Source organism: Ruegeria sp. C2 (assembly GCF_056537765.1).
Genome location: NZ_JBQFRZ010000002.1, coordinates 170299 through 194079, shown reverse-complemented (window position 1 = coordinate 194079; position 23781 = coordinate 170299). Strand labels below are relative to the sequence as shown.

Annotated in this window: 22 protein-coding genes; 15 read left to right on the top strand and 7 right to left on the bottom strand. The window is 53.2% G+C overall.

Annotated elements, in window-relative coordinates; all coding sequences use genetic code 11:
- The first annotated feature begins 47 nt into the window (after positions 1–47).
- Positions 48–296 carry a ParB N-terminal domain-containing protein gene (locus ACR0IV_RS10650; protein ID WP_170452343.1) on the top strand — a complete coding sequence of 83 codons (249 nt, stop codon included), beginning with the start codon at positions 48–50 and terminating at the stop codon, positions 294–296.
- Here the strand turns inward: ACR0IV_RS10650 and ACR0IV_RS10645 are convergent.
- The 3 genes from ACR0IV_RS10645 to ACR0IV_RS10635 all read right to left on the bottom strand — a co-directional run bounded on the left by ACR0IV_RS10645 (position 288) and on the right by ACR0IV_RS10635 (position 2474).
- A complete protein-coding gene (locus ACR0IV_RS10645; protein ID WP_480659040.1) occupies positions 288–1355 on the bottom strand; it encodes a fatty acid desaturase in 1068 nt (355 codons plus the stop codon). The two genes, ACR0IV_RS10650 and ACR0IV_RS10645, sit on opposite strands and share 9 nt — an antisense overlap.
- 18 nt (positions 1356–1373) lie before the next feature.
- Positions 1374–1580, bottom strand: a complete 207-nt coding sequence (locus ACR0IV_RS10640; protein WP_170430361.1) for a cold-shock protein — start codon at positions 1578–1580, stop codon at positions 1374–1376.
- A 504-nt stretch (positions 1581–2084) separates the two neighbouring features.
- Positions 2085–2474, bottom strand: a complete 390-nt coding sequence (locus ACR0IV_RS10635; RefSeq protein WP_480659039.1) for a MerR family transcriptional regulator — start codon at positions 2472–2474, stop codon at positions 2085–2087.
- 98 nt (positions 2475–2572) lie between these two features.
- Between ACR0IV_RS10635 and ACR0IV_RS10630 the strand changes: the two genes are divergently transcribed.
- The 8 genes from ACR0IV_RS10630 to ACR0IV_RS10595 all read left to right on the top strand — a co-directional run bounded on the left by ACR0IV_RS10630 (position 2573) and on the right by ACR0IV_RS10595 (position 12630).
- Complete coding sequence (locus tag ACR0IV_RS10630; protein ID WP_170499188.1) at positions 2573–2896, top strand: hypothetical protein; 324 nt, start codon at positions 2573–2575, stop codon at positions 2894–2896.
- Between the two features lie 4 nt (positions 2897–2900).
- Entirely contained in the window at positions 2901–3119 is a 219-nt protein-coding gene (locus ACR0IV_RS10625) for a GDCCVxC domain-containing (seleno)protein (RefSeq protein ID WP_480659038.1), read from the top strand.
- Between the two features lie 1019 nt (positions 3120–4138).
- Positions 4139–5179 (top strand): sugar ABC transporter substrate-binding protein, encoded by a 1041-nt coding sequence (locus tag ACR0IV_RS10620; protein WP_480659037.1) that lies wholly within the window; start codon positions 4139–4141, stop codon positions 5177–5179.
- A 167-nt stretch (positions 5180–5346) separates the two neighbouring features.
- Positions 5347–6879 (top strand): sugar ABC transporter ATP-binding protein, encoded by a 1533-nt coding sequence (locus ACR0IV_RS10615; RefSeq protein ID WP_480659035.1) that lies wholly within the window; start codon positions 5347–5349, stop codon positions 6877–6879.
- A gap of 12 nt (positions 6880–6891) precedes the next feature.
- A complete protein-coding gene (locus ACR0IV_RS10610; protein ID WP_217354249.1) occupies positions 6892–8052 on the top strand; it encodes a sugar ABC transporter permease in 1161 nt (386 codons plus the stop codon).
- 83 nt (positions 8053–8135) lie between these two features.
- Positions 8136–9203: a substrate-binding domain-containing protein gene (locus ACR0IV_RS10605; protein WP_480659033.1), complete on the top strand. Its 1068-nt coding sequence runs from the start codon at positions 8136–8138 to the stop codon at positions 9201–9203.
- Between the two features lie 60 nt (positions 9204–9263).
- Complete coding sequence (locus tag ACR0IV_RS10600; protein WP_480659031.1) at positions 9264–10247, top strand: carbohydrate kinase family protein; 984 nt, start codon at positions 9264–9266, stop codon at positions 10245–10247.
- Positions 10248–10281: 34 nt separating this feature from the next.
- Complete coding sequence (locus tag ACR0IV_RS10595; RefSeq protein ID WP_480659029.1) at positions 10282–12630, top strand: glycoside hydrolase family 65 protein; 2349 nt, start codon at positions 10282–10284, stop codon at positions 12628–12630.
- A 51-nt stretch (positions 12631–12681) separates the two neighbouring features.
- Here ACR0IV_RS10595 and ACR0IV_RS10590 read toward each other — a convergent pair whose 3' ends face one another.
- Positions 12682–13173 carry a hypothetical protein gene (locus ACR0IV_RS10590; protein ID WP_480659027.1) on the bottom strand — a complete coding sequence of 164 codons (492 nt, stop codon included), beginning with the start codon at positions 13171–13173 and terminating at the stop codon, positions 12682–12684.
- A gap of 803 nt (positions 13174–13976) precedes the next feature.
- On the opposite strand from ACR0IV_RS10590, the gene ACR0IV_RS10585 reads away from it, so the two are divergent.
- Positions 13977–14639, top strand: coding sequence for an HAD family hydrolase (locus tag ACR0IV_RS10585; RefSeq protein ID WP_480659025.1), 663 nt, complete (start codon positions 13977–13979; stop codon positions 14637–14639).
- 480 nt (positions 14640–15119) lie between these two features.
- On the opposite strand, the gene ACR0IV_RS10580 is transcribed toward ACR0IV_RS10585, so the two are convergent.
- Positions 15120–15752, bottom strand: coding sequence for a tyrosine-type recombinase/integrase (locus ACR0IV_RS10580; protein WP_480628407.1), 633 nt, complete (start codon positions 15750–15752; stop codon positions 15120–15122).
- Between the two features lie 292 nt (positions 15753–16044).
- Between ACR0IV_RS10580 and ACR0IV_RS10575 the strand changes: the two genes are divergently transcribed.
- From ACR0IV_RS10575 to ACR0IV_RS10555, 5 genes are all read left to right on the top strand, one after another.
- Positions 16045–16959 carry a LysR family transcriptional regulator gene (locus ACR0IV_RS10575; RefSeq protein ID WP_480659023.1) on the top strand — a complete coding sequence of 305 codons (915 nt, stop codon included), beginning with the start codon at positions 16045–16047 and terminating at the stop codon, positions 16957–16959.
- A 196-nt stretch (positions 16960–17155) separates the two neighbouring features.
- On the top strand, positions 17156–17674 hold the full coding sequence (locus ACR0IV_RS10570; RefSeq protein ID WP_480659022.1) for a peroxiredoxin family protein: 519 nt from the start codon (positions 17156–17158) through the stop codon (positions 17672–17674).
- Positions 17675–17730: 56 nt separating this feature from the next.
- The gene (locus tag ACR0IV_RS10565; RefSeq protein ID WP_480659020.1) at positions 17731–18801 is read left to right on the top strand and encodes a DUF4331 family protein; all 1071 of its coding nucleotides are present in this window, start codon (positions 17731–17733) and stop codon (positions 18799–18801) included.
- Between the two features lie 84 nt (positions 18802–18885).
- Positions 18886–19443, top strand: coding sequence for a cytochrome P460 family protein (locus ACR0IV_RS10560; RefSeq protein ID WP_480659019.1), 558 nt, complete (start codon positions 18886–18888; stop codon positions 19441–19443).
- Between the two features lie 99 nt (positions 19444–19542).
- On the top strand, positions 19543–20001 hold the full coding sequence (locus tag ACR0IV_RS10555) for a hypothetical protein (RefSeq protein ID WP_480659018.1): 459 nt from the start codon (positions 19543–19545) through the stop codon (positions 19999–20001).
- Between the two features lie 235 nt (positions 20002–20236).
- Here ACR0IV_RS10555 and ACR0IV_RS10550 read toward each other — a convergent pair whose 3' ends face one another.
- Together ACR0IV_RS10550 and ACR0IV_RS10545 are read right to left on the bottom strand one after the other, a co-directional pair.
- Positions 20237–21445, bottom strand: coding sequence for a linear amide C-N hydrolase (locus ACR0IV_RS10550; RefSeq protein ID WP_480659016.1), 1209 nt, complete (start codon positions 21443–21445; stop codon positions 20237–20239).
- 358 nt (positions 21446–21803) lie between these two features.
- Positions 21804–23735, bottom strand: coding sequence for an amidohydrolase (locus ACR0IV_RS10545; protein WP_480659015.1), 1932 nt, complete (start codon positions 23733–23735; stop codon positions 21804–21806).
- Between the last annotated feature and the right edge of the window lie 46 nt (positions 23736–23781).

Below are 23781 nucleotides of genomic sequence, written 5' to 3'. Positions count from 1 at the left end.
CGAGCTCTGTACCGGAATAAATGCAAGAAAGGTTGCACACGTAGCTTATGCTGGAGAAGAAACCATACCCGCTCGACCTGATCTATGTACCTGTGAAGCGTGCAAAAACACTTGATCAGCAAAAAGTCCTGACGCTGGCCGAAGATATTCTGAAGAACGGCCAGAAGACCCCGATCCAGATACGCGCGGACAACAAGAGGTTCGTGCTGATTGAAGGCCTTCACCGACTAGAGGCCATTCGCGCCCTCGGCGGTGATACTGTCGAAGCCTTTTTGGTGCGCGCCAGGCTACACTAGATGCCAATTGGAATTGGCGTTCGACAAAGCCTCGGAAAAAGTCAGCAGACGTTGACTTTTTTCATCCCAAAGATGCAATCGTGCGCAATGAAGGCTCTCATATAGAGTAATACGCTGGCAATTTTCCAACTCGGAATGGTCACGCAATACCTCGTTTAGCCGATAAAACGGTATGCGGCTGGCAAGGTGGTGAACATGGTGCACACCGATATTGGCAGAGAACCACCGCAGGATGCCTGGCAGGGCATAGTGAGAACTTCCATAGAATGCGGCGTTCTGAAGATTCCACACTTCTTCCCGCTCCCAAGTCGTGTGTTCAAACTGGTGTTGAATATAGAATAGCCAAATACCAATCGATGCGGCGACGATCATGGTTGGAAGGAATACAAAAACCAGTACATCCAGGCCTCCGGTCCAAAAAATCAGAGCCAGGGCCACCGCAATCGCGGCGTTTGTTCCCATTGCACTTGCCCAATACAGCCAGCCTGACCGCATGAAACCAAAGGGCAAGCGATTTTGAAAAAAGAACGTGTAGACCGGTACGATACAGAACAGGAAGAAGGGGTTCCGGATTAACCTGTAAGCGGCACGACCGGACCACTTGCGCTTCAGGTATTCCTCTACAGTCAACGTAGGGATATCGCCCATCCCGCGCCGATCAAGGTTGCCGGTTGAGGCGTGGTGAATCGCATGGCTTTGCCGCCAGACGTCATAGGGTGTCAGGGCGAGAACAACCAGAACCCGGCCAGTCCAATTGCAAACATTGCGGCTTCTAAAGAAAGATCCGTGACCACAATCATGCATGATGATGAAGATACGCACCAGAAATGCGGCGTTCAGGATGGCCAGTAGAACAGTGACCCAGATACTAAGGGATAGCGCAAACCACGCTGCGCCCCATAGCGCGAAAAAGGGGATGACAGTGATTGTCAGTTCAAAAACGCTACGCTTCGTATCGGGCACACGGTATTGCGCGAGCGCCCGGGTCAATTCCTGCTGTTGCAACTGACTTGTTCTCCAAGGGCTTTTAGCAGCCCGTTGTGCAAACGAGCACCCCATAAGGGTGCCCGTAAAAGGTCAGGCCAGTGCCAGATTGGCGGCGCTGTCGCGTCCGTCACGGCCAGCTTCGACGTCAAAAGTGACCTTCTGGCCGTCTTTCAATTCGCTGATGCCGGAACGTTCAAGTGCTGAGATATGCACGAACACATCGCGCTTACCATCTTCAGGCTCGATAAAGCCAAAACCCTTGGTCGAGTTGAACCATTTTACTGTGCCATTTGCCATGGTGGAAGTCTCCTAATACTTGCCGCCCGCATCATTGCGGCGACTCGGCGTGGTCGGTCTGAATCGAAAGACTGAACGCCGAGTTTGGGAGACAGCAGGTCGAAAAAGAAAAACGTAAGCCTTGTGTATATGGAATTTGAGTACACACGATACAAGCCTTGATACAATGGAAAGCAACAGAAGATCTGAGTCTGCCTAGCCCAATTTGGGACAAAGATAGGCAGAACGCATTGCTCTGCGTTTCGGAAATCAGAGGTCGGCTTCTGATAAAACCTGCCGAATGCGTATGCAGCAAATTGATTGCTCAGGCACGGCAGGTAGGGCTCACTGTCCGAAATCGCCGCGTGCTTCAAGAACACCGCGGCCAGGCACAAATGTTCATTGATTGATTGAAACATTACTAAATCAACGAGTTGACCTCTCTAACGAACGGTAGATTCTGCGCGGCCCGAATCTTGGGTCATGCTGCGTTGGCATAGGGCGACTGCGAGCCTCAAAGTGCCATTAGTAGGTCCGTATCTGCGTAAGCATCGGGCAAGAAACGTTACCGATGTTACAGTTGGCCGTAGGTTCATTCAGGGCGGCCTCCAATCGCTTAAGTTCGATTATCTTCATACGCACATTGGAGATATGAAGCTCGGCCAGTTCCTTAACGGATTGGCAATCCTCGCTATCACCTTCGGACAGGTTGAGAAGCACCTTTGCATCGGCAAGCGCAAAACCCAAGTCTCGGCACTTCCTTAGAAAACAAAGCCGTCCCACATCGTGCGCAGAGTACATGCGTCGATTATTCGATGCCCTTTCTGGTTTCGGCACGATCCCTTCGCGTTCGTAGTAGCGGATAGTTTCAATTCCGACACCGCTTTGCCGGGATGCCTCCCCAATCGCAAACATGTGAGATTTCCTGTCTTGATCCTGTAGTGGCTACAGAAGTTATTCGAGAGGTTGTTGTCTCTACAACTCCGCGCGACGTAGTCCATCAGGGAAACAGAATGCAGAAGTACCTTAGCCTCAGCTATTTGGGATCGCTATCAGCGCTTGGCGTCGCGACTTGCTGCGTTTTGCCCATGATGATGATGTTACTGGGGCTGGGCGGCAGTTGGTTGGCAATCTTTGGGAAGGTTGCGGCAGCGAGTTACTATGTGCTGACGATTTCAACGGCGCTCGTCGCGATATCGTGGCTGGTATCTTATCGGCGCGGTTCCTTACCGACGTTAAAATGGCGGCTTGCAGGAACAACTCTAATCACCGGCGTGGCTTGGGTCGTTGTGTTTAACGAGGCACGGATTAACGATTACCTGATCATGCAGATGTGAGACTATGACAAAACAAACTGTAGTCCTAGAAGGCACCCTGATTTGCCCGAAGTGCGGCCACAGCGAAACCGAGCAAATGCCAACGGATGCTTGCCAGTGGTTCTATGAATGCAAGTCGTGCAAAACAGTTTTGAAGCCGTTGGAAGGCGACTGTTGTGTTTACTGTTCATATGCCACGGTCCCGTGTCCACCAATTCAGCTAGGCGATAGCTGTTGCGGATGAAGTGAAGGACGGCTTTGTTGAGCAAACTGTGAACTGCCGCCGCGAGCATCGCTGCTATTTGCATGAATGACAGTTCTTTCCGCTGCTTGGCCGCACAAGATATTCGGCAGTTGCAATGTTGTTACTGCTACAAGCGCATGCAGCAATAAAATCCAGGGTACAGGTTGGGCTCTTTGCAGGCTTTCTCTGCGACTTGCACCAAGAGCCGGTCTGTATGAAGCGACGTTCGCTGCACGCCGCATGAATAGGCGAGACGTGGACTTTGCTGCCATTGCCATTTCAGGTGTTTGCTAATGTAGCATTCTATTGCAGGTGCGGCACGCTCATCGCTGCGATGCAGCCGATGTCGTCAGAGCGGTCATTCAATGCCAGTCAGAGGCGCGAAATTCGAACCGCCCTTTCGCTGCAACCACGACCGACTAACGAGAAGCGGGAAAATACCGTCATTGGCGTTCGTGATCTGAACGGCCACTTTTTGTCCTTCGCGCCGGCGGCGAAAACAGCAAAGGATAAACCGGACCTTCGCTGCTCTCGCGAAAAGCCATTCCCAGTCTTGCTTAGCGGTCATTCGACGACGTCTGCGTGAACTGACTTATTGGTCCGCTTGAGTATGCAAACAGAGAAACCGCCAAACGGTTTCGGCCTGGCTATCTCATCAGGATGTTTGATTGCCGATTTCGCGGCTTTGCAACCCGCTTTGCGATTATGGCACAACTCTGTCGCGGCCTGTCCAAGAGGATTCAATGTATTCAATTAGTGAGTGGCAATCAATTATGGTGTTGTTAAATATGTAAAATCCCTTTGGGCGCAGAAGTCCCAACGGTATTGAGAATATCTATGCTTTCTAAATATACAAATTCTCCTCTCAATCTTCACCGCTATGTTAGCGTTATCGCTTTGAGATTGACGCTTGTTCTTACCGGTTAGCCGGCACCCAGCACAATTTGCGAAGCATTTAGCGTTGCCAACCCGATTGGACCGGCAGCCAAGGAACATACACTGGAGGAAATATGTCCCTTTTGCAGACCATTACCCGTAGAGCCGCCTTGCTTTCTGTCGCCGCCGTCGCACTAACTGCCGGGACAGCGTATGCAGGCGATGTCAAAATTGGCTTTCTGCTGAAAACCATGCAGGAAGAACGCTACAAGCGTGACCGCGCCGCGTTTACTGCGAAAGCTGAGGAACTGGGCGCCGAGGTTATCTTTGATTCAGCGAATAATGACGAGCTGACGCAGCTCGCGAAATTCGAAAACATGCTCGCCAAGGGAGCAGATGTCATCGTGTTGCAGCCCGTGAATACCGGCACTGCCGGTAGCATGGTCAGCATGGCAAACAGCGAAGGTGTGCGTGTTGTCGGGTATGACTCAATGCTCGTGGATGGGCCGCTGGATGCGATGGTGATGCAAGACAGCTGGGCCGTGGGCCGCTTGCAAGGCGAAGCCATGGTCGAATGGCTGCAGGAGAAGAATGGAGAGGTGTCCGGCAAAATCGCCTTGATTCAAGGTCAACCGGGCGACTCCAACGCGATTGCCATGAGCAGCGGTGTGTTGGAGATTGTCGAAGCGAACCCGGGGTTGGAACTGGTAACAAATCAGGCGCATGAAGGTTGGTCATCTGAGAAGGCCATGGCGACTGCAGAAAACACGCTGACCTCTAACAGCAACAGCATCGACGCGTTTATCGCCAACAACAGCGGCATGGCCCGTGGTGTTATCGCGGCATTGGAAGCACAGGGGCTTGCGTCATCAGACAAAGTATTTGTAGCCGGATCCGATGCCGACCTGGCAAACATCCAATACGTGGCGCAAGGCAAGCAGGCTGTAGAAATTTGGAAACAGATCGATCCACTTGCGGAAACCGCGGCAGAAGTTGCAGTGGCGTTGGCTAATGCGCCGGACACTGCACCTGCTGATCTGGTCGAGGTGGACAAGGTTATCAACAACGGTTTCGCCGATGTGCCGACAATCGTGACTCCGATCACGCTTGTGACACAGGACAACATCGATGACACGATCATCGCTGGCGGCTTCTACTCCAAGGAAGAAGTCTACGGGAACTGATCCTCGGGACCTTTTCCTGAAGGAGGGCTTTTCGCCATCTGGCTCCCTATGCGTGTACTCCCCGCGCGCTGCTTCATGGTGCCCTCCTTCCTTAACCCGTCACGGCGAAACTGCCGGTCAGGGTGGGGAATGTCCGAAATACCTTTCTGAATGTGATGGGAAAAAGCATGTCTGAAGTCGTCCTGAAAATGCAGGGTATCATCAAGGATTTTCCCGGTGTTCGCGCCCTGAACAATGTCAATTTCGAAGCCCGCTCGGGCGAACTCTTGGCGTTGATGGGAGAAAACGGAGCGGGCAAATCCACGCTCATGAAAGTGCTTAGCGGGGTTTGGCCCTATCCAACTTACGAGGGCGATATCTTTTTGCGCGGTGAAAGAGTCCGGTTCGCGAATACGAAAGAGGCCGAGGCGGCCGGCATTGGCATCATCTATCAGGAACTCAACCTGATCCCCGGTTTGTCGGTTGCCGAAAACATCTTTCTGGATCGCCAGTTCACCGATGCCAAGGGCAGGATCAACTGGAACCAGACATTTGCCGAAACCCAGAAACTGCTGACCGAACTGGGTATCAACGACATTCGCCCGACAGATCTGGTGCAGAACATCACTGTGGGCAAACAGCAGATGGTTGAGATTGCCAAAGCCCTGTCGCTCAAGGCCGAGATACTGGTGCTGGACGAACCGACGTCGGCACTGACCGATAAGGAGGTCAAGGATCTCTTCCGTATCATCCGCAAGCTGAAAGCCGACGGCGTCTGCATGTGCTACATTTCGCACAAAATGGAAGAGATCGAGCAGATCGCCGACCGGATCGCGGTTCTGCGCGATGGCCAAACGATCGGTGAAGTCACTCCGATCGCGGATATCACGCTGGATCAGATCATCGCCCGAATGGTCGGGCGCGACATCAAGGATATGTTTCCCAAGGTCGATTTCACACCGGGTGAGGTGACTTTGGAGGTCAACGATCTGTCCGTCACAAACCCCGATCTGCCTGGCAGCTATCTGGTCAAGAACGCCAGCTTCGTTGCCCGCAAAGGCGAGATATTGGGCATCTCCGGGCTAATGGGCGCGGGCCGGACCGAATTGGTTGGCGGTGTATTTGGTGCCTATCCGGATCAGACCACCGGTGATGTGAAGCTGAACGGGCAAAAGCTGGATATCAAATCTCCGAAGGACGCAATCGATGCCGGTATCGCGCTGCTGACCGAGGACCGTAAGGCACTGGGTTTGTTTCTCGACAAATCCATCTCCTTCAACACGACAATTTCCTCGCTTGAGACGATCAGTTCAAAGGTTCTGGGCATCATCAACACCCAGCAGGAACGCAAAGTCGTTAAGGAATATGTCGACCAGCTTGGTGTCAAAACACCTTCCATTGATACAGTAATCGGAACGCTTAGCGGCGGTAACCAGCAGAAGGTCATTCTGGGTAAGTGGCTGAACTCGCGCCCGGATGTGTTCATCCTGGATGAGCCCACACGCGGGATCGATATCGGCGCTAAGGTCGAGATTTACAAGTTGCTGAACGAACTGGTCCAGCAGGGTGTCACCGTCATCATGATTTCTTCGGAACTGCCCGAGGTTTTGGGCATGTGCGATCGGATTCTGGTGATGTGCGAAGGCGAGATCGTGTCGAACTTTGAACGGGACGACGCGAAGAAAGAAGCAATCATGGCGTATGCCACCGGCAGCGCATAAGGGAGGAAGCAAATGAGTGCTGACAGCAACGTTGCAGGTGTTGGCGTCAACGGCGCCAAGGAAAACCACCTGATAAACTTCATAAAGGACAATGCGACGCTAATTGCGTTGATCGTGCTTGTCGTTGGGCTCAGCTTTGCCGACGACGCGTTCTTCACCGCGCGGAACCTTAGCAACCTGTCCCGTCAGGTTACCATCATCGGGATCATTGCCGTAGGCATGACCATGGTCATCCTGATTGCGGGTATTGATCTATCCGTTGGCTCTGTCGTCGGGTTATCAGCAGTCGTCTGTACGCTCATGATGCAATGGGGCGTGCCGACAATATTGGCGGTGCCTGCAACCCTTTTGATCGTGGGTGTTGGAATAGGTCTGTGGAACGGGTTCTGGATAGCCAAGTTCAACATACCACCATTCATCATAACCCTTGGAATGCTGACCATCGCACGCGGTTTGGCACTGACCCTAACCAACGGCAGTTCTGTCCCGGTAACGAGTAATGTGTTCCCATTGATTGGTGGGGCTTATATCCCGCCGATGATGTCCAGTATCGTGCTGATTGTGTGTGCTGCGCTTGCTGTTTATTCGATCTTCCGGGACGTTCAGCAAAGCAAGGCGCATGGCGTCGAAGTGAATATGCAGGAACTGCTAGTCAACGGGGCCGTAATGATCGGCGGGTTTGCTTTGGCCTTCCACGTGTTCACCAGCTACAAAGGGATCCCTGTTCCAGTCGCGATCTTTGCAGTCATTGCGTTTGCCGGGATCTATACGCTGAACAGCACCCGTTTTGGTCGCCGCCTCTATGCGCTTGGCGGAAACGAAGATGCGGCTCGCCTGTCCGGCATTAACGTCGTCCGCACCAAGATGATTGTCTACACGGTCATTTCGGTTCTGTCGGCGCTGGCTGGTATCATCCTGGCCTCGCGTCTGAACGGTGCCTCGCCCAACCTTGGAACGATGTTCGAGCTTGACGCGATTGCAGCGGTTGTTATCGGCGGTACCAGCTTGGCGGGTGGTTCTGGCAAGGTGAGTGGAACCATCATCGGTGCCCTGCTGATCGGGGTCCTGAACAACGGCATGAGCCTGCTTGGTGTAGTCACGTTCTATCAATTGATCATCAAGGGCCTGATCATCATCCTCGCCGTCTGGTTCGATGTGATGCAGAAGAAATAATGTTGCTGGCCTGCCCCCGGTCATATGCACCGGGGGCAAAGCCAAAATCCCCGAAAACTTGAATGACAGTTGGGAGGTAAGCGATGGTCCAGTCCATTTTAGCAACCTTACGCACAAACGGCCTCAGAGCTTTGGGTTTGGCCGGCCTTCTATCGGCATCGCTGCCAATGATCGCGGCAGCGCAGGACAACGCCAAGATCGGGTTCCTGCTCAAGACCATGCAGGAAGCCAGATACCAGACAGACAAATCTCTGTTCATCGCCCGCGCGGAATCCCAAGGTGCAGACGTGATCTTCGACAGCAGCGGCAATGACCCTTTGCGTCAGTTGCAGCAGGTTGAGGAAATGCTGGAATTGGGGGTGGACGTTCTGGTCCTGCAACCCGTCAACACCGCAACAGCTGGTGCCCTTGTTGATTTGGCCCACGATCAAGGCGTCAAAGTCGTCGGGTACGACTCGATGCTGCAGGACGGGCCGCTTGACGTCATGGTCATGCAGGACAGTTGGGCTGTCGGGCAGCTTCAGGCCGAAGCGATGGTGGACTGGCTGAATGATATCCGCGGTGAGGTCAAAGGCCGGGTCGCCCTGATCCGCGGTCAGCCTGGTGATGCCAATGCCGAAGCGCTTAGCAGTGGTGTGTTGAAAGTAATTTCCGATCATCCGGGGCTCGAACTTGTTGCAGATCGCAGCCATGTAGACTGGTCGCCGGATATGGCCAGAGACACTGCCGAAAACCTTCTGGTCGAATATGACAACGACATCGATGCATTCATTGCCAATAACAGCGGGCTTGCTTTCGGGGTTCTGGCAGCATTGTCGGATGAGGATCTGGCATCGGCGGATCAGGTCTTTGTTGCCGGTTCAGATGCTGATCTGAGAAACGTCCAAATGGTTGCTGATAACGTACAGGCGCTGGAAATCTGGAAGCAAATCAAACCTCTGGCCTATGAGGCGGCGGATATCGCCGTGAAAATTGCCCAGTCTCCGGATGCGGAAATTGGCGATTTGATCGGAGAACATACGCTGATCGACAATGGTTTTGCGGAAATTCCGACGGTTATCACCCCTGTTTTAGCAGTGTCAAAAGATACGATCGACAGCACGGTGATCGACGGTGGGTTCTATACCAGCGAACAGATCTATCAGAACTGAAGCTGCTATAATCACGCATACGCACGTCGGCAAAACAGCGAATACAAGCAAGGGACCAAAATGTCTGACAAGATCAACGTCGCAGTCCTTGGCCCGATCCCAAGGGACAATATCACCAGCTATCAAGGTGAGAAATTCAATAAATTTGGCTGCGCAGTTTACACGGCGGTCTGCATGTCCTCGCTGGCCGGTCCGGGTTCGCGGATCAACGTCGTCAGCCATGTGCGCAGGTCAGATGTCGACATTGTTCGCACCTTGCTGTCTGAGTTTCCGCATCTGGATGTTAGCCATGTCACCGGTGATGCAGATCAGGGCGCGGTGATCGATCTGGTCTACGTAGATCAGAACCATCGTAATGAGAAGCAAACGGGTTTCATGAACCCGATCCTGCCCGACGACATCGAAGATCTGATGGACTGCGAGGCCTTTGTTTTCGTGCCAATCACGGATTTCGAGGTTCCGTTGGAAACAATCCGATACATCAAGGCCAACAGCGATGGCCTGGTTGTGTTTGATGCGCATGGTCCGACCAGTGGCTGTTCAGCACATGGCGAACGGTATCATAAATTCTGGATCGATCGGGATCGCTGGCTTCCGCATATCGACCTTCTGAAGATGAACTTGGAAGAGGCTCAATGCAGTTGGTTCAAAGGGGAATACGGCTCTGACGAGTTGCAGGACATAAGCGAGCTCACGATGGACCAGTTGCCCAAGTTCGCCCAACACTGCTTGGATCTGGGCGTCAAGGCGCTTTACGTCACGCTGGATCAACACGGCTGCGCCGTTTACCACAAGGATGCAACCGGCCGGATGCGGGAACATCTGGTCAAACGGGTGCTTGTCGAGGATGTGGTTGACACCACGGGTTGCGGTGACAGCTTTGCTGGTGGCTTGGCTTTTGGCTACCTCAAGACTGGTGATTTCGTCAAAGCCTGCCAGTTCGGAAACTGTGCAGGGGCGCAGCGCTGCTCGAGCAGCGAGCTGGATGTCTACGGATCACTTGAAGAAACCGAACGTCAGATTGCCGAAACCTACGGCGACTGAATTATCCGAAATATCACCCGAATGGAGCCCTGACATGCAGACATTGCTGAGCAGTAGCGACTGGCTGATTGAAGAAACCCAATTCAATCTGGATGAGGCGAACTTCAAGGAGACCATTTTCACGGTCGGCAACGGCTATCAGGGCACACGCGGATCGCTGGAAGAGGGCCACAAGGGTGAACTGTCTGGCACCTATCTGGCCGGTGTTTACGATCACCATGACTCGACGGTAATCGATCAAGTCAATGTACCGACCTGGTTGCCATTTCGGGTCCGTGTCGAAGGTGAAATTCTGGATGTCCAAACGTGTAAAGTGGTCGAACATAGGCGCGTATTGGATCTGCAGACCGGATTTCTGCTTCGGGATACTCTGTTCGAAGATAGCACAGGCCGTCGTACCCGCATCAACAGCATTCGGTTTGCCAGTTTTGCCGATCAGCACATCTGTGGCATTCGCCTGATCGTCACTCCGGAAAACCACTCGTCCGAGATCACTGTCGAAAGCGCCCTTGATGCCCATCGATACAATCTGGATCGATTGCCAGCTTATCAAGGAAACCCGGATTTCCATCCCGAGGTAAAGTGGGAAAAATGGGCCAAAAGCCGACACCTGAAGGTCACTCAGTCACATGCAAGCAGCGATGCGTCTTATATCGAAGCTCTGACTCTGGACACTGGCATTTCGATTGGCATGGCGTCTGCCTTGGATTGTCCTTCCTTCAGCGAGTTCAAAGGCGCAAACCTTGATTATGAGCAGGTTTCGCAAACCGTTTCTGTCGAGGCGCTCAACGGGCAAAGTCTGACTTTCGAAAAGCTGGTGTCGATTTATACATCGCGAGATCTGAACGGCGCAGAATTGGCGGCCAAGTGCGAAGCCTCCCTTGAGACCGCGCATGCCAAAGGGTTCTCCGCATGTCTAAGCGAAAGTGCCGCAGCCTGGCGCAAAAAATGGGATTCCTGTGATTGTGTGGTGACAAGTGATCCTGAAGCAACGCGGGCGATGCGCTTCAACATCTATCACTTGCTTATAGCAGCCAACGAAAACGACCCGCGCGCGAACATCGGCGCCAAATCCATGTCTGGGGAAGGCTACAAGGGTCACGTATTCTGGGATACCGAGATATTCCTGCTGCCATTCTACATTTTCACGCAGCCGGAGACGGCCAAAGCCCTTCTGAAATACCGTTACAACACGTTGAACGGCGCACTTGAGAACGCCCGATTGAATGGGCTTAAGGGCGCACAGTACGCATGGGAATCAGCTGATACCGGAGTGGAGACAACACCAAAATGGACAGCGGACGGCGCGAACCGCATATGGACTGGAGAAGAAGAGATTCACGTCACCGCATGCGTGGCATATGGCATCCTCAGTTATGTTGCGGCGACCGGAGACAGAGATTTCCTTCGCGATTTCGGTGCCGAGGTTTTGTATCAAACCAGTCGGTTCTGGATCAGTCGGCTGGAATGGAACAAAGACAAGGACCGGTACGAGCTGACAAACGTTATCGGGCCGGACGAGTTTCACGAACATGTCGACAACAATACGTTCACCAACCGAATGGCGAAATGGCATCTGGAGCAATCGGTGCGTGTTTTCAAAGAGTTCAGCATGGCTTCGTCAGCGGTTCATGACGAATTGCGGATTCGGTTAGACTTAACAGAAAAGGAAGTGGATAATTGGTTGGAAACGGCCGAAAAAATCTATGTTCCCTTTGACCCGTCCCGCAATCTGATTGAGCAATTTGAAGGGTATTTCCAGCTCAAGGACATTCCCATCACCGAATGGGACAAAAACCGTATGCCGGTCTACCCCGAGGGGCATGATCACTTTTCACTGAATGGCTCGATGTTGCTCAAGCAACCTGACGTGATCATGTTGAATTATCTTTTGCCTGACGAGTTTTCAGACAAAATCAAAAAGGCGAACTATGCGTTTTACGAAAAGCGCACGATGCATAAATCATCGCTCAGCCCGGCCATTCATTCGATCATGGGGATCGAAGTCGGCGACATTTCCTCGGCTCATCGCTATTTCGAACGTTCTGCCTTTGTTGATCTGGTCAACAATCAGGGAAATACACAGGACGGGATGCATATCGCATCGGCAGGTGGCACGTGGCAGTCGCTTGTGTGTGGATTTGGCGGGTTCCGGGTCAAGCAAGGCAAGATGACGTTCAAACCCTGGCTGCCTGAGACATGGTCCGATATCCGATTCAATCTGAAGTGGCAGGGGAATGATGTCGAAGTTGCGATTTCTCATGAAGAGTGCCGGTTTAAACTCATTGCTCCGTCCGGCATGAAAGAAAACATCGAGGTAATGGGTCATCCTGTTACTTTGATTGCAGGAGAGGAAGTGGTCTTCGCGCCGCAGCCAGCTTGACGACCAGGGCAATTCTCTCAGGAATGGTCTAGGTGCGCCGAGGTCTCGCAGTCAGTCTGCAAGGACCTCGGCAATGCGCATGTGCAGTTGTTCCGCCGCTGCGTGATCAATGAGCAATTCGTTGACAAGCCCTCGGGTGATCAATTCGAATATCGTATCACCTCGTTCCTTCTGAATCGCGACGACCACAACCCCACTTTGGTTGGGATCGTCAAACGCCCGATCTGCGATGGCCTTGACATGCTCTGTTTTGATTCCGGTCCACAGCCCGTTCAGCTCGTCAATCAGGTCCATCTTGGCCTGTGAAATTTCGGTTCTCGGGATCAAAATGCCGCCAAGGTCCCCGACAACTAATTGCCGAAGATCGTCAGCCCTTAACCCGCCTGCCTGAACCAGTTCTTCAAAGCTGCCCAGAACCGGAGTGCTTGAAGATCCAACGCTGGAAATCAGCATATCCATTTTGCCAATCAATGCGTCTGGACCCGAAAACACGCGGTGAAATCCCGGGGTGTCAGAGATGTACTGCCAAATGGAACGGCGCATGGTTTCATCGTAGTGACGGGGTATGTATGCCGGGAAACCCGTTAGCTGAGGGCTATCCTCTGGCTGGTCGTTAAATAGCTCATCAAACGTTCCGGCAAGCCGGCTGGCAGAGTATCCGTGCTGAGCCAGTGACATCAATTCTGCGCAAACTGCTGCAAACTCAGTCTTTTGCGATTTATCTATGGGTTGCCTTGAGGCTGCAATCCCGTCTGCCAGAGACTTGATTGTTCGACCCCACGCAACGCCGATGACGTTCGATTTCTCGATCAGTTCTATCAATCGTCCGGATGCGGTTCGTCCAAACCTGGTACGGCGCTGTGACAGCGCAGCCTCGGTGTTCCCCGGGCCGCTTTCAAACACCCCAAGCCGAGGCGGTCTGAGGTTGTTCCTGCTGCAATATCGTTTCAGATCAGAATTAAGTCCAGTAGGTGCCAGCAATTCATCCATCTGGACAATCCACTCGTCTGAGAATTGTTCTTTGACGAAGCGTTGTTCGATTACCAGGTAGTTTTGGCGTTCAGCGTGTTTCAGCAACCGCGATACGTGCGGTTGAGAGAGGCCTCCAAGAATGGCTCCGATCTCTACCTGTGACATGTTGTGCGTCGCGCGCATATAGGCAGCGCACTGGGCGCGTTCTTCAAATGGAAGTTTTTTAACGTCGATCATTTGTTCACTATTGTTCGTTAGCAGGATCCTGACAGGGTGAATAATTATGCCAGATAAACATTCACATGCCAGCCGATTGAAGAAAATTCCTTACATGCTACGTGTTTCTTGCACAGGCTCGAACCAGGAGATTCAGCATGCCGATCAAAGGACTGATCTTTGACCTCGATGGTGTTTTGGTCGACACCGTACCGGCGCATTTTGCTGCTTGGAAACGCATGTTCGAAGAATACGGGTATGAGTTTGGAAGGGCGGAATACCGGAGGCTTGTCGATGGGCGCCCTCGTTATGATGGGGCGCGAGCGGTCATGACCCGGCATTCGGAGAATGAAGTCAGAACCGCCGCAGACAAAAAAAATGACTATTATGTTGAAATGATCGAGCAAGGCGAATTTCGGGTCTTCGATGCTGCTGTGCGCCTCGTAAGACAATGCCAGTCGGAGGGATACGGTCTGGCGGCTGCTTCCAGCAGCGCCAACGTCCGAGCCGTTCTTGAAAAAGCTGGTTTGTTGGATGCCTTTCCGGTTGTTATCGGGGGCGATGATGTCGAAAAAGGGAAGCCCAACCCTGATATATTCCTCACCGCCGCCCGCGGGCTGGGGCTGAAAGTGGATGAATGTGTCGTGATCGAGGATTCCTCCTCCGGGGTCGAAGCGGCAAAGAATGGTGGTTTCTACTGCGTGGGTCTTCTTCATGAAGATCACGAGAGTGAACTAACGGCTGCGGATTGCGTCATTTATTCGCTGGCCGAGATTGACATTGAACAGATAGACGAATCCAAGTCGAAATTGCCTGTCTGAGTACTTCTTTGCGAAACAGAACTGACTTTTTAGGGACAGATAACAAATTTCACATAAATTTTAGTATCTTGTGCTCACACTCGCATGACTCCGTGTGCCCGAGTCGGACTATTGGCCGCTTCGGTCAAGCTCCGATACGGCGCTTGACCCTGTTAGTAAGGCGCAGTTGGGACCGTTTGCGCGCGTGTAAGGCGTTTGGCTGAAGGCCCGGAAAATCCGCGAACTGTTCGACTGGCCTTCCCCCTGTCTCGCGCTGGCAGCGAACTGCAGGTTTGACGAACCGCAACGCAGCATCGAAGTTGTCCAATGGACGGCAGCTCCGGGCCGTCCTCAATATCGCTAACGTCGGGTTTCAATGGTTGTCCGGCAATTACGTCTGCGCAGCATCCGGCACTCTGGGCTCGATCCGCCCCGCCGCTGCGCCGCGAACGCAGGTCCGCTCAGGATTGGCGAACGGCAAGAGCCGCCCGCCAACGTGGATCAGATGTCGATTTGCTCGGCAATGCTCAGCGCATCTTCGAGTTCGACACCAAGGTACCGTACTGTGCTGTCTACCTTGGTGTGACCGAGCAGAAGTTGAACCGCTCTGAGATTTCCGGTTTTGCGGTAAATCTCAGCTGCTTTGGTCCGGCGCAGCGAGTGGGTGCCGTATCCACTGGGTTCTAGCCCAATCGCGGCCACCCAACCCCTCACAAGCCGGCCATATTGGCGCGTTGAGATATGCGGGCGGTCATGAAACCTGCTGGGAAACATGAAACGGCAGCCGAGCATCTCCGGTGACTTGATCCATGCGGCAATGGTATCCCGCGTGTTTTCAGAGAGTTCGAACTGAACGGGCCGCTTGGTTTTACTCTGGATCACGGACACGCGTTCGCGAACGCGATCGTCCCTCACTAGGTCGGTGACGGCCAGTTTCACCAAATCGCATCCGCGAAGCTTGCTATCAATGGCCACGTTGAACAGCGCAAGATCGCGCAGGTTGCCCGCCAGTTCGAGCCGCGCGCGGATCGCCCAGACCTGTTTCGGCAACAGTGGTCGTTTCTGGCCGATGATCCGGCCCTTGTTCCAGGCTCTTCGTTTCGGGGTAACAGCGGGAAGTTGGACTCTTGGCATAGTTTGCTCTCCAATCCTCCCGCCAATCCCAGACATCAGCACAGCGCTGACGCCTCAGTTTACTGGTGGCTTGAATAGCCGTTGTCAGGTTGCTGTTTCATTGGCGAACGACGCAAACGCATTGGGCAGCTTCGAGCCCAGATCGACACTTGCTGCACGATACCACGACAGCTTTTCAGCGCTTCAAAGCTGACGTCCGGTTTCATCTTATTGCAGGAAATTTGACTTAAATTTCGTGGCAGTTGCCATGCGTGAAGAGTTTCAATCTAATTGGATGCAATCGTGAGCGCTCATGCGCAAATCGAAAGCTATCAAGGTGGCACCAATGGATCTCAACCAAATCAAGTACTTTGTGCACCTAGCGGATACCTTGAACTTCACCGAGGCTGCGCGCCTTAGTGGCGTGTCTCAACCCAGCCTGACCAAGGCTATTCAACGGCTCGAAGATGAACTGGGAGGGCTTCTCATCTACCGCGATGGCAAAGACAGCCGTTTGACCGCACTTGGCCGTGAGATGCAGCTAGAATTTATGCAGATCGTGGCTAGGCTGAATGCCATTCGCGAAGTGGCAGACAATTCAATCAGTGGACGAAAGCGGGTACTATCCGTCGGGGTGATGACGACGATTACCCCGTTAGTTATGTCGCAGTTCTTTGAGTACGTGCTGTCACAGCTGCCGGACGTTGAGTTGCACATTACACCGATGCCTCCGGGTGAAAGCGAAACCGAAATTCTTTCTGGAAAATACGATCTGGCGATCCTACCCGAAACTCCTGCCCAGAATTTCAAGATCGAGTCTGTACCCCTGTTTGAAGAACCGATCAGGCTGGCGATGGCCGAAGCACATGCCTTGGCGAAAGACGACGAGGTAACACTTCAGCAGATCGCACAAGAAAACTATATCGACCGGCTTCACTGTGAATTCCGCACCCGGATCATCGAGCATCTGATGGATAGGGATGTCTCGCTTGTCCCTCGCGTACGCTCCGAACGCGAAGATTGGGTGCAGCAGCTTGTTGCCAGCGGTTTGGGCGTTTGTGTGCTTGCAGAGCGTTCGCAAATCGTGGCTGGTATAACATTGCTGCCAATCCACGGATTTGACCTGCGCCGGCAGGTCACGCTTGTTGCAGTGTCCGGATCAGGCACTCTGAAAGAAGTTCGTCAGATCGTCCAAATGGCCCGCGACTTTGATTGGAGCGCGCCGTAGGTCGTTAAACCACGAGATGCATCAAAATTTCTACAGCGCTCAACACTGACCGGCTGGGCATAGAACATATAGCCGTCAGGAATTGGTAAAATCCTCCGGTCCTGCTCATAATTAGGTCACTTCAACGCGATGATGCCGCACCTGCTCAAAGCTCTACCTGGTGCAGCACACGCCACGCGTTTCGTGATGAGGGGCCATGCAATTTGGACGACTACATGACGTGGCGAGGGAATTTCGCGTTGCCAGCTGGATTGATGGCGACGGCAACTCTGATCCCGAGCCTTTGCGACTTTGCGACCTTGGCGCTGGCTACAAAGTCGTCTTCTGCTTCCAGCATTGGTGCCCTGGTTGCCATACGCGCGGTTTCCCGACGCTATTGGAGCTGCGCGAAGCACTGAGAGATCAAGAAATTGGTTTTGCGGCCATACAAACTGTTTTCGAAGGGTTTGATACCAATACATTCGACAAATTGAGCGTGAACCAAAAGCGATACGGGCTAAACATCCCCTTCGGGCACGATCTGGCGGCGGATGATGAGCGTTACCCGACCTTTATGGAAGATTACCGTACCGCGGGAACACCCTGGTTCACGGTGATCGATCCTGACAATACCGTAGTTTATGCCGACTTCCGGCTTGATCCACCCCGTTTGCTAGCCGCGCTTGAGGCAGAGGACGTTCAGTTCGGTTCGAAACGCCGGAGCCGACACACTTAGCGGCGAACTCCCTCTCGGCATCGAAGCTCAATCAACACCCAAGAAAGGACTGTGAAATGACATTTCTATCCAAATTAACCATTGTAGGGTTATCGGCTGCACTGGCCGTCTCAGGCATGACAAGTTCCGGGCTTGCATCCGGCCATTTTATTTCCGGATTGCAAGGGCAGTACCCTGCATATGACCTCAACGACACCTATGTTTTTCAATCCAGTAAGGACGGCTACACAACAATAATCTCATCTGCCAACCCAAGCGCGCCGGGTGAAGCGGGGCCGATCTCCGGAACAACCTTTGGCGAAGAAGGTCTGTACAATCTGCACATCTCTCAGGACGGGGAGTTCACTACGGGCATGACCCTCACGTTCTCCTTTGACGGAGACACGGTGACAATCGGCAATATCAATAATCCAAATGCTGACGTTGGCGAAGCCGGTGATGCTCTCGGCAGTGGCAATGTTGGCGAAACCATCGAGTTGGGCAACGGTATCCGCATCTGGACCGGTCGGGGACAGGATCCATTTTTTGGCAATGGCATCGGTGTTGCTGCCTTCAACGCAGCTCAGGCCAGTGGCCAATTTGCGCCTGATGTCTACAAGGAGAGCGGAGACCTGTTTGTCGGAGCAACTGCCAGCTTCATCGTGGCGGACATTCCCAACGAGATGCTCAGCAATGAAATCAAGGTCTTCACCACCTCCGCTGTGCCCTACAATGAAAATTGGGCGCAGGTCTCACGCCATGCAAACGTCCTGTTTCCCTATGTGTTCTTTGCGGACACTCCCACGGTTCAGGAAGATCATGAGCAGCACAGACCGGATGAAGATGTCGCTGTTCGTCGCAAAGCGCTCGTAAACAACATCTTCTGGGCCGTATCTGTATCGAATGGTCAGGAAGGCAACGAGATGGCCTATGCCAATATGGTTGCCGACACGCTGATGCCGGATGTGCTGACCTACAAACCGGGTTCCGAGGCCAGCTATACTGTTGGAAGCCTGAACGGGCGCAGTCTGAGTGACGATGCGATGAATACCGTGTTGGAATTGATGGCTGGCGTAGCAATTGACGACAACGCCAACGATGCCAACCGCTATTCGGCTGAATTCCCATACATTCTCGGCGTGGAGTGACGTCGCTCTAATCAAACAACCACTTCCCTCGGCAGTTCGCACTTTTGGCGGCTGAACAGGGGAGGCTAGTCGGGAGATGAAATCATGAAACAACTCACTGTGGTTACCCTTGCAGCCATTCTAAGCACGAGCACAGTCTTTGCTGAAGACGTCGCCAGATTACCCATTCACTACAACGCGGATGGATCTGTCGACCGCCCCCTCAATTACAGGCAATGGGTCAATGTTGGCACATTTATCCTACCGAAGGGGGCCGTTAACATCATTGACCTGAAACCGGCAGAGACAGCCGAAGCGCTGGATACCTATGTCGAACCCCACACTTATGCGATCTATATGGCCACAGGCGTTTGGCCGGAAGGCGCTCAGATGGTCAAGGAGTTCACGGCTCTCGCGGAACCGGCCGAGGACGGTTCGGTTTCCGAGAGCCATTTCATTGGCCGGAGCTACATCATCAAGGATTCCGAGCGCTTTCCCGATGAGACTGCAAATCTGGGTTATTTTCAGTTCGGGCATAAAAGACAATATGCAGATACCGCCTCGCTTATGCCGCGTGATCGCTGCTCTTCCTGCCATGAAGAAAATGCAAGCGACCAACAGAATATCTTCGCGAGCCGCCATATCGGGCTGAAGCGAGATTGAACAGGTCGGTTATCAGCCAGACTGCCCGCAAACTCGTGGGCGGTCGGAGCAAATCAATGGTTACTTGCTTGGCAAAACAAGGGAATGAAGGGGATCAGAATGAACGAAGAAGTTAAGGGGTGGCAATGGGCTATGTTTGCAGGGCTGGTGCCGCTGGCCGCGGGATTGTTCATGTATGTCACATCAAAATGGAACTTTGCTCACCCGGATTCAATGTGGTCATTTATAGTACACAGATTAGACTTCAGCTTTGGCCAGCTTGCTGCGGTCAACCCTGAGGCTGGTCCTCTTGTCGTATTATTAGGTGATCTGGCGAGCGTGAATATTGTTTCTGCTGCTTTAGCCGTCGTCCTAATTTCTAAATTTGCGCTGCGCAGAGGCCAAAAGTGGGCGTGGTGGTATTTGCTCTTTGCCCTTGTTTGGGTTGGTTTACATGACCTCTATGGTGTGACCAAGTTTGCCATTGAAACTGGCGCTCCAATGTTTGTCATGCCGTGGACCTTCTGCATCCTCATGGGTATCGGGCTCTACAAGACGCGAAATCAGATCTTTCGTTAATCGAAAAAACCAACAGGGCCGACAAATCACGAGGGCTGGTTTTGGCGCGTTGCGGAAATTGCAAAGTTCGCTGGTGAATGTCCGGTTTGGGCTGCCTCCAGTCACTAGTGCGAACAGTGGTGAACGCGGCTTCGAGCCTAGCGCCGTTAATTCGCTGGAGCGGTAAACCCTCCATTCCGAAGTTTTATTGGGCCGCAGCCAGCGGTGATGCCGCCACGGCCCGCGTGGTAACACGTCAATTCGTTGGGGTCACATCGACTAACGTTGATTCGCGATCACCGCTGGTTTCAAAGACGATCATCTCGTCTCCCATAGCTCCGAAGTCAATCTGCTTCATATCGACCATGTGCACCGTTCTGTCATACATCGTGTGATAGTAGTAGACGAGGTTGAGAGAGTCCGCAGCGGTCGTGATCTGAGTTGCGCTGTAAAGCAGGTCGTCCGACTGCACATCGTCTTGAGCGCCCTCCGCTGCATCGGCCGGAATGTTGAAATTATCCAGAATGCGAAACGCCTCGCGCACGGTGTCATAGCCACCTTGCGTCTCCCGCGCCGTCTGAGAAAAGGCGACTGCGCGGACAAACCGGGATGGGGGTGTGAAGTCGCCTGGCAGCCCTATCATTCCACTCCCAGCGCCAAGGGGCGCAAAAGTAACGCCACTTGCCTCAACTTCCGGAAGCCCAAGGGCCGACAGGTTTACGTAGTTGTTTAGGTTCGTCATGTGCCAATCGTAGTTTGGCGAATTGGTGATCACGCCAAGCGGGGCATCGAAAATCGTCAGTTCACCGTCAATGTACTCGACAACGATCCTTCCGCCGAACCGGTCAGCAACCAACATATGAAATGGGAAGGGAAATCCGAGAGTCTCATCTACGACCCCGACAACACGGACATTCGCCAACCCGGCGGCAGCCTCTTCAACTGTCTCAAATTGGGAAAGAACATAGCTGGCTAGCAAATCGCCGGGAATCGTGTTGTCGGAAAGGTCAGGGTCGTACTCCTGATACTCAGTAAATCCGGGCAGATAAAACAGCCCGGCGGTCAACCCAGCTTCGTTGATGCCATCTGCGGGAGCCCCATGATCCAACATGCTGATACCGACCATTCCAAATCGGCCGATCCAGTTTGCTCCGTCTTGCCCATCTGGCATTTCGCCTGCGGTATACGTGAAACCTCGCGGAATAATGTTGATCTTTGTCTCAAGATCGAACGGCCCCCATTCGGCGGTCCTTGCGCGAACGATGCTTCCATCCTGCCCTGTCAACATGATGCCAGTGCATCCCCAGGCCATCGATACTGAAGCCACAAAGGCTATGGTCGCCTTTGGTAATATCCGAAATAATTCGATATGACGCATGGTCGTTCTCCAATTGGACTGATCTGATCTCATGAACTCACTCGACCAAGCTACCACACCGGTTCTCAAGTTGAATGAAGTTTGCATGATCTTCAAATAGGTAAGAAGTCCGCCTATTCCGTCTCGGACTTTGCAAAGTCCGACTCTGAATGTCTAGTTTGGGGCTGCGACCAGTCGATCATGCAAGCCGCAGAGAATGGCCGCATAGAGCCCACTTTGACCGATGCTGCGCGATGCCCGAATGGCTGCAATACGCAGAAAGCAGACAAGTCAATTTTTGGCCGTCGGTCCAAACCTGTCGTTAGGCATCGATTGGCCAATCTGAGCTATGGCGCGTTAGACCAGATGTTCGCTGCGAACGCCACACCTGTGGCCCTTCTAACAAACTCAATGCAGGAAGCCCTCAGCCCGTTCTGTTTGTTATGACATACTCAAGCGTTGTTAGCTATTGGTTGCCTTCGGTCGGCGCGACAAGCGATGCATTGACAATGTCTCCTAAAGTGCGAACCACGCAGGCGCCTGAATGCGGTGCTCGGGACAAAACCGATGGCCGCATCCGGCTCAACGCACTAGGCGATTTCTGCATTTCTTGGGCAATTGCGAACGACCGCAGGAAATCCGCATAGGGATCGCTGCCATTACCGCGTGGTTCGTAGTTCAGTCGCCCCTCCCGTATTCCTTCCACGTAGATCGTTTCATCTTCTTTGATGGTGGCAACGACCCGGTTCTGATCCAGCTTTTCAGGATCAATAGCGGTGGGGTCTTGCGCCAACAGAACAAAATCCGCGAGCTTCCCGACCTCGATTGAGCCTTTTTGAACTTCCTCAAAATGCTGCCAGGCTGGCCAGATTGTCAAAGCCTTCAAGGCTGTCATTACGTCAACGCGCTGGTGTGGCCCAAGAATGTCTCCGGAACGGGTCCGGCGTGTAACGGTCGCATCGAGTATGCGCATACTGTCGGGGAACGCCACCGGAGCATCATGGTGCGACCCGAACATCATGTCCCGTTCAACGAGCCAGCCTGTGGGCGAAATATTGTCTGCGTTGACCGGTCCAACCGTGTGATCACGATGCCAATCACCCCAATAAAACGTGTGCATCGGAAAAAGCGACGGAAACACGCCGAGACGTTTATATGCATCCACCTGATCTTCACGCAAAAACTGACCGTGGATCAGTACCGGGCGGTTTCCCGGGTCGCCGTATTTGGTTTGAGCAACCTCCAGCGCCGCGATCAGCATATCCGAAGCACCTTCGCCATTGGCATGCGTGATGATCTGGAAGCCGCGCTCGTAGCACCAGTTCACAGCCTCCTGCACTTGCTCCATGGTTACGGCGGCATAGCCAGCGTAGCCTGCGGGATAGTCACCTACCGGATCGTAATAGGGTCGATCCCGAAGTGCCGTGAAGCCTTGCGGTGACCCGTCGATGGTCAATTTACAGCCGCCAACGCGGATACCGTCTGCGTATTCGGATGAAGTATTTTCAGCGATGTAGTCTTGTGCCTCCAACACGTCTGGAAACGCCACGACATCGATCGGGATTTTGCCTTCGGCGGCCACAGCTTTGAGGGCTTCCACCACTTCTCCAGAAGAACGCCCGTCTTGAGCCGTCGTATAACCAAAACTTGCCCAGAGCTCCGCGCCTGCCTCGGCGAAGGCCAACAGGGCGTCCGGGCCAAGTTGACCCAAAATTGGAACAAGCGCGCCGAAGAACGCATATTCCTCAAGAACTCCGTTTGGCTCTCCGTTTGCGTCTCGCTGTATGATGCCACCGGCAGGATCCGGCGTGGCCGCGTCAAAACCCACAAGTTCCAGCGCCCTGGAGTTGGCGACCCCGATGTGCCCGGATTGATGCACAATAATAATTGGCAGGTCAGTTGTTACTGCGTCCAGGTCCTCGCGGGTTGGATGCCGCAGCTCAGCGAGTTGAGCGTTATCGTAGCCAAACCCGATGACAACACCTGCGCGTTCGACAGCTTCGGTGTTTTCTTCAACCCATACGCGCAACGTCTCTTGTAGACTTGCTATGTCCGTGACGTTGCCGTCAGGCGGGGCCAGCAAATTGGCTGAGAGCGCTTGCAATCCGCCAAATACGACGTGCCCATGACTGTCTATGAACCCCGGAAGCATCGCCCGACCATCCAAGTCAAACAGTTCGGTGGCATCACCCTGCTTGCTCATAACCTCTGTCAGGTCCCCTACCGCAAGAATGCGCCCGTCCTTGACAGCTACAGCCTCTACGGTCGGCTCTTCATCGTTGATCGTCAGGATTGGTCCGCCCGTATAGATCGTGTCGGCAATTTCTTGTGCGGTCGAAGAAGCCGCGATTATCGTAGTGGCAGCGACAACTACTGATCCAAAAAGTCTAAATGACATCTGTTCGCTCCTTCAATTTACATCAAAATAAACACAGTCGGTCGCC

What these genes read in the sequence shown, in the direction of transcription:
- ACR0IV_RS10590 (WP_480659027.1), bottom strand. Translation starts at nt 13,173, where the DNA reads ATGCGCCGTTCCATTTGGCAGTACATCTCTGACACCCCGGGATTTCAC.
- ACR0IV_RS10545 (WP_480659015.1), bottom strand. Translation starts at nt 23,735, where the DNA reads ATGTCATTTAGACTTTTTGGATCAGTAGTTGTCGCTGCCACTACGATA.
- ACR0IV_RS10640 (WP_170430361.1), bottom strand. Translation starts at nt 1,580, where the DNA reads ATGGCAAATGGCACAGTAAAATGGTTCAACTCGACCAAGGGTTTTGGC.
- ACR0IV_RS10550 (WP_480659016.1), bottom strand. Translation starts at nt 21,445, where the DNA reads ATGCAAACTTCATTCAACTTGAGAACCGGTGTGGTAGCTTGGTCGAGT.
- ACR0IV_RS10650 (WP_170452343.1), top strand. Translation starts at nt 48, where the DNA reads ATGCTGGAGAAGAAACCATACCCGCTCGACCTGATCTATGTACCTGTG.
- ACR0IV_RS10615 (WP_480659035.1), top strand. Translation starts at nt 5,347, where the DNA reads ATGTCTGAAGTCGTCCTGAAAATGCAGGGTATCATCAAGGATTTTCCC.
- ACR0IV_RS10585 (WP_480659025.1), top strand. Translation starts at nt 13,977, where the DNA reads ATGCCGATCAAAGGACTGATCTTTGACCTCGATGGTGTTTTGGTCGAC.
- ACR0IV_RS10565 (WP_480659020.1), top strand. Translation starts at nt 17,731, where the DNA reads ATGACATTTCTATCCAAATTAACCATTGTAGGGTTATCGGCTGCACTG.
- ACR0IV_RS10580 (WP_480628407.1), bottom strand. Translation starts at nt 15,752, where the DNA reads ATGCCAAGAGTCCAACTTCCCGCTGTTACCCCGAAACGAAGAGCCTGG.
- ACR0IV_RS10555 (WP_480659018.1), top strand. Translation starts at nt 19,543, where the DNA reads ATGAACGAAGAAGTTAAGGGGTGGCAATGGGCTATGTTTGCAGGGCTG.
- ACR0IV_RS10560 (WP_480659019.1), top strand. Translation starts at nt 18,886, where the DNA reads ATGAAACAACTCACTGTGGTTACCCTTGCAGCCATTCTAAGCACGAGC.
- ACR0IV_RS10630 (WP_170499188.1), top strand. Translation starts at nt 2,573, where the DNA reads ATGCAGAAGTACCTTAGCCTCAGCTATTTGGGATCGCTATCAGCGCTT.
- ACR0IV_RS10575 (WP_480659023.1), top strand. Translation starts at nt 16,045, where the DNA reads ATGCGCAAATCGAAAGCTATCAAGGTGGCACCAATGGATCTCAACCAA.
- ACR0IV_RS10610 (WP_217354249.1), top strand. Translation starts at nt 6,892, where the DNA reads ATGAGTGCTGACAGCAACGTTGCAGGTGTTGGCGTCAACGGCGCCAAG.
- ACR0IV_RS10625 (WP_480659038.1), top strand. Translation starts at nt 2,901, where the DNA reads ATGACAAAACAAACTGTAGTCCTAGAAGGCACCCTGATTTGCCCGAAG.
- ACR0IV_RS10595 (WP_480659029.1), top strand. Translation starts at nt 10,282, where the DNA reads ATGCAGACATTGCTGAGCAGTAGCGACTGGCTGATTGAAGAAACCCAA.
- ACR0IV_RS10645 (WP_480659040.1), bottom strand. Translation starts at nt 1,355, where the DNA reads ATGGGGTGCTCGTTTGCACAACGGGCTGCTAAAAGCCCTTGGAGAACA.
- ACR0IV_RS10600 (WP_480659031.1), top strand. Translation starts at nt 9,264, where the DNA reads ATGTCTGACAAGATCAACGTCGCAGTCCTTGGCCCGATCCCAAGGGAC.
- ACR0IV_RS10605 (WP_480659033.1), top strand. Translation starts at nt 8,136, where the DNA reads ATGGTCCAGTCCATTTTAGCAACCTTACGCACAAACGGCCTCAGAGCT.
- ACR0IV_RS10570 (WP_480659022.1), top strand. Translation starts at nt 17,156, where the DNA reads ATGCAATTTGGACGACTACATGACGTGGCGAGGGAATTTCGCGTTGCC.
- ACR0IV_RS10635 (WP_480659039.1), bottom strand. Translation starts at nt 2,474, where the DNA reads ATGTTTGCGATTGGGGAGGCATCCCGGCAAAGCGGTGTCGGAATTGAA.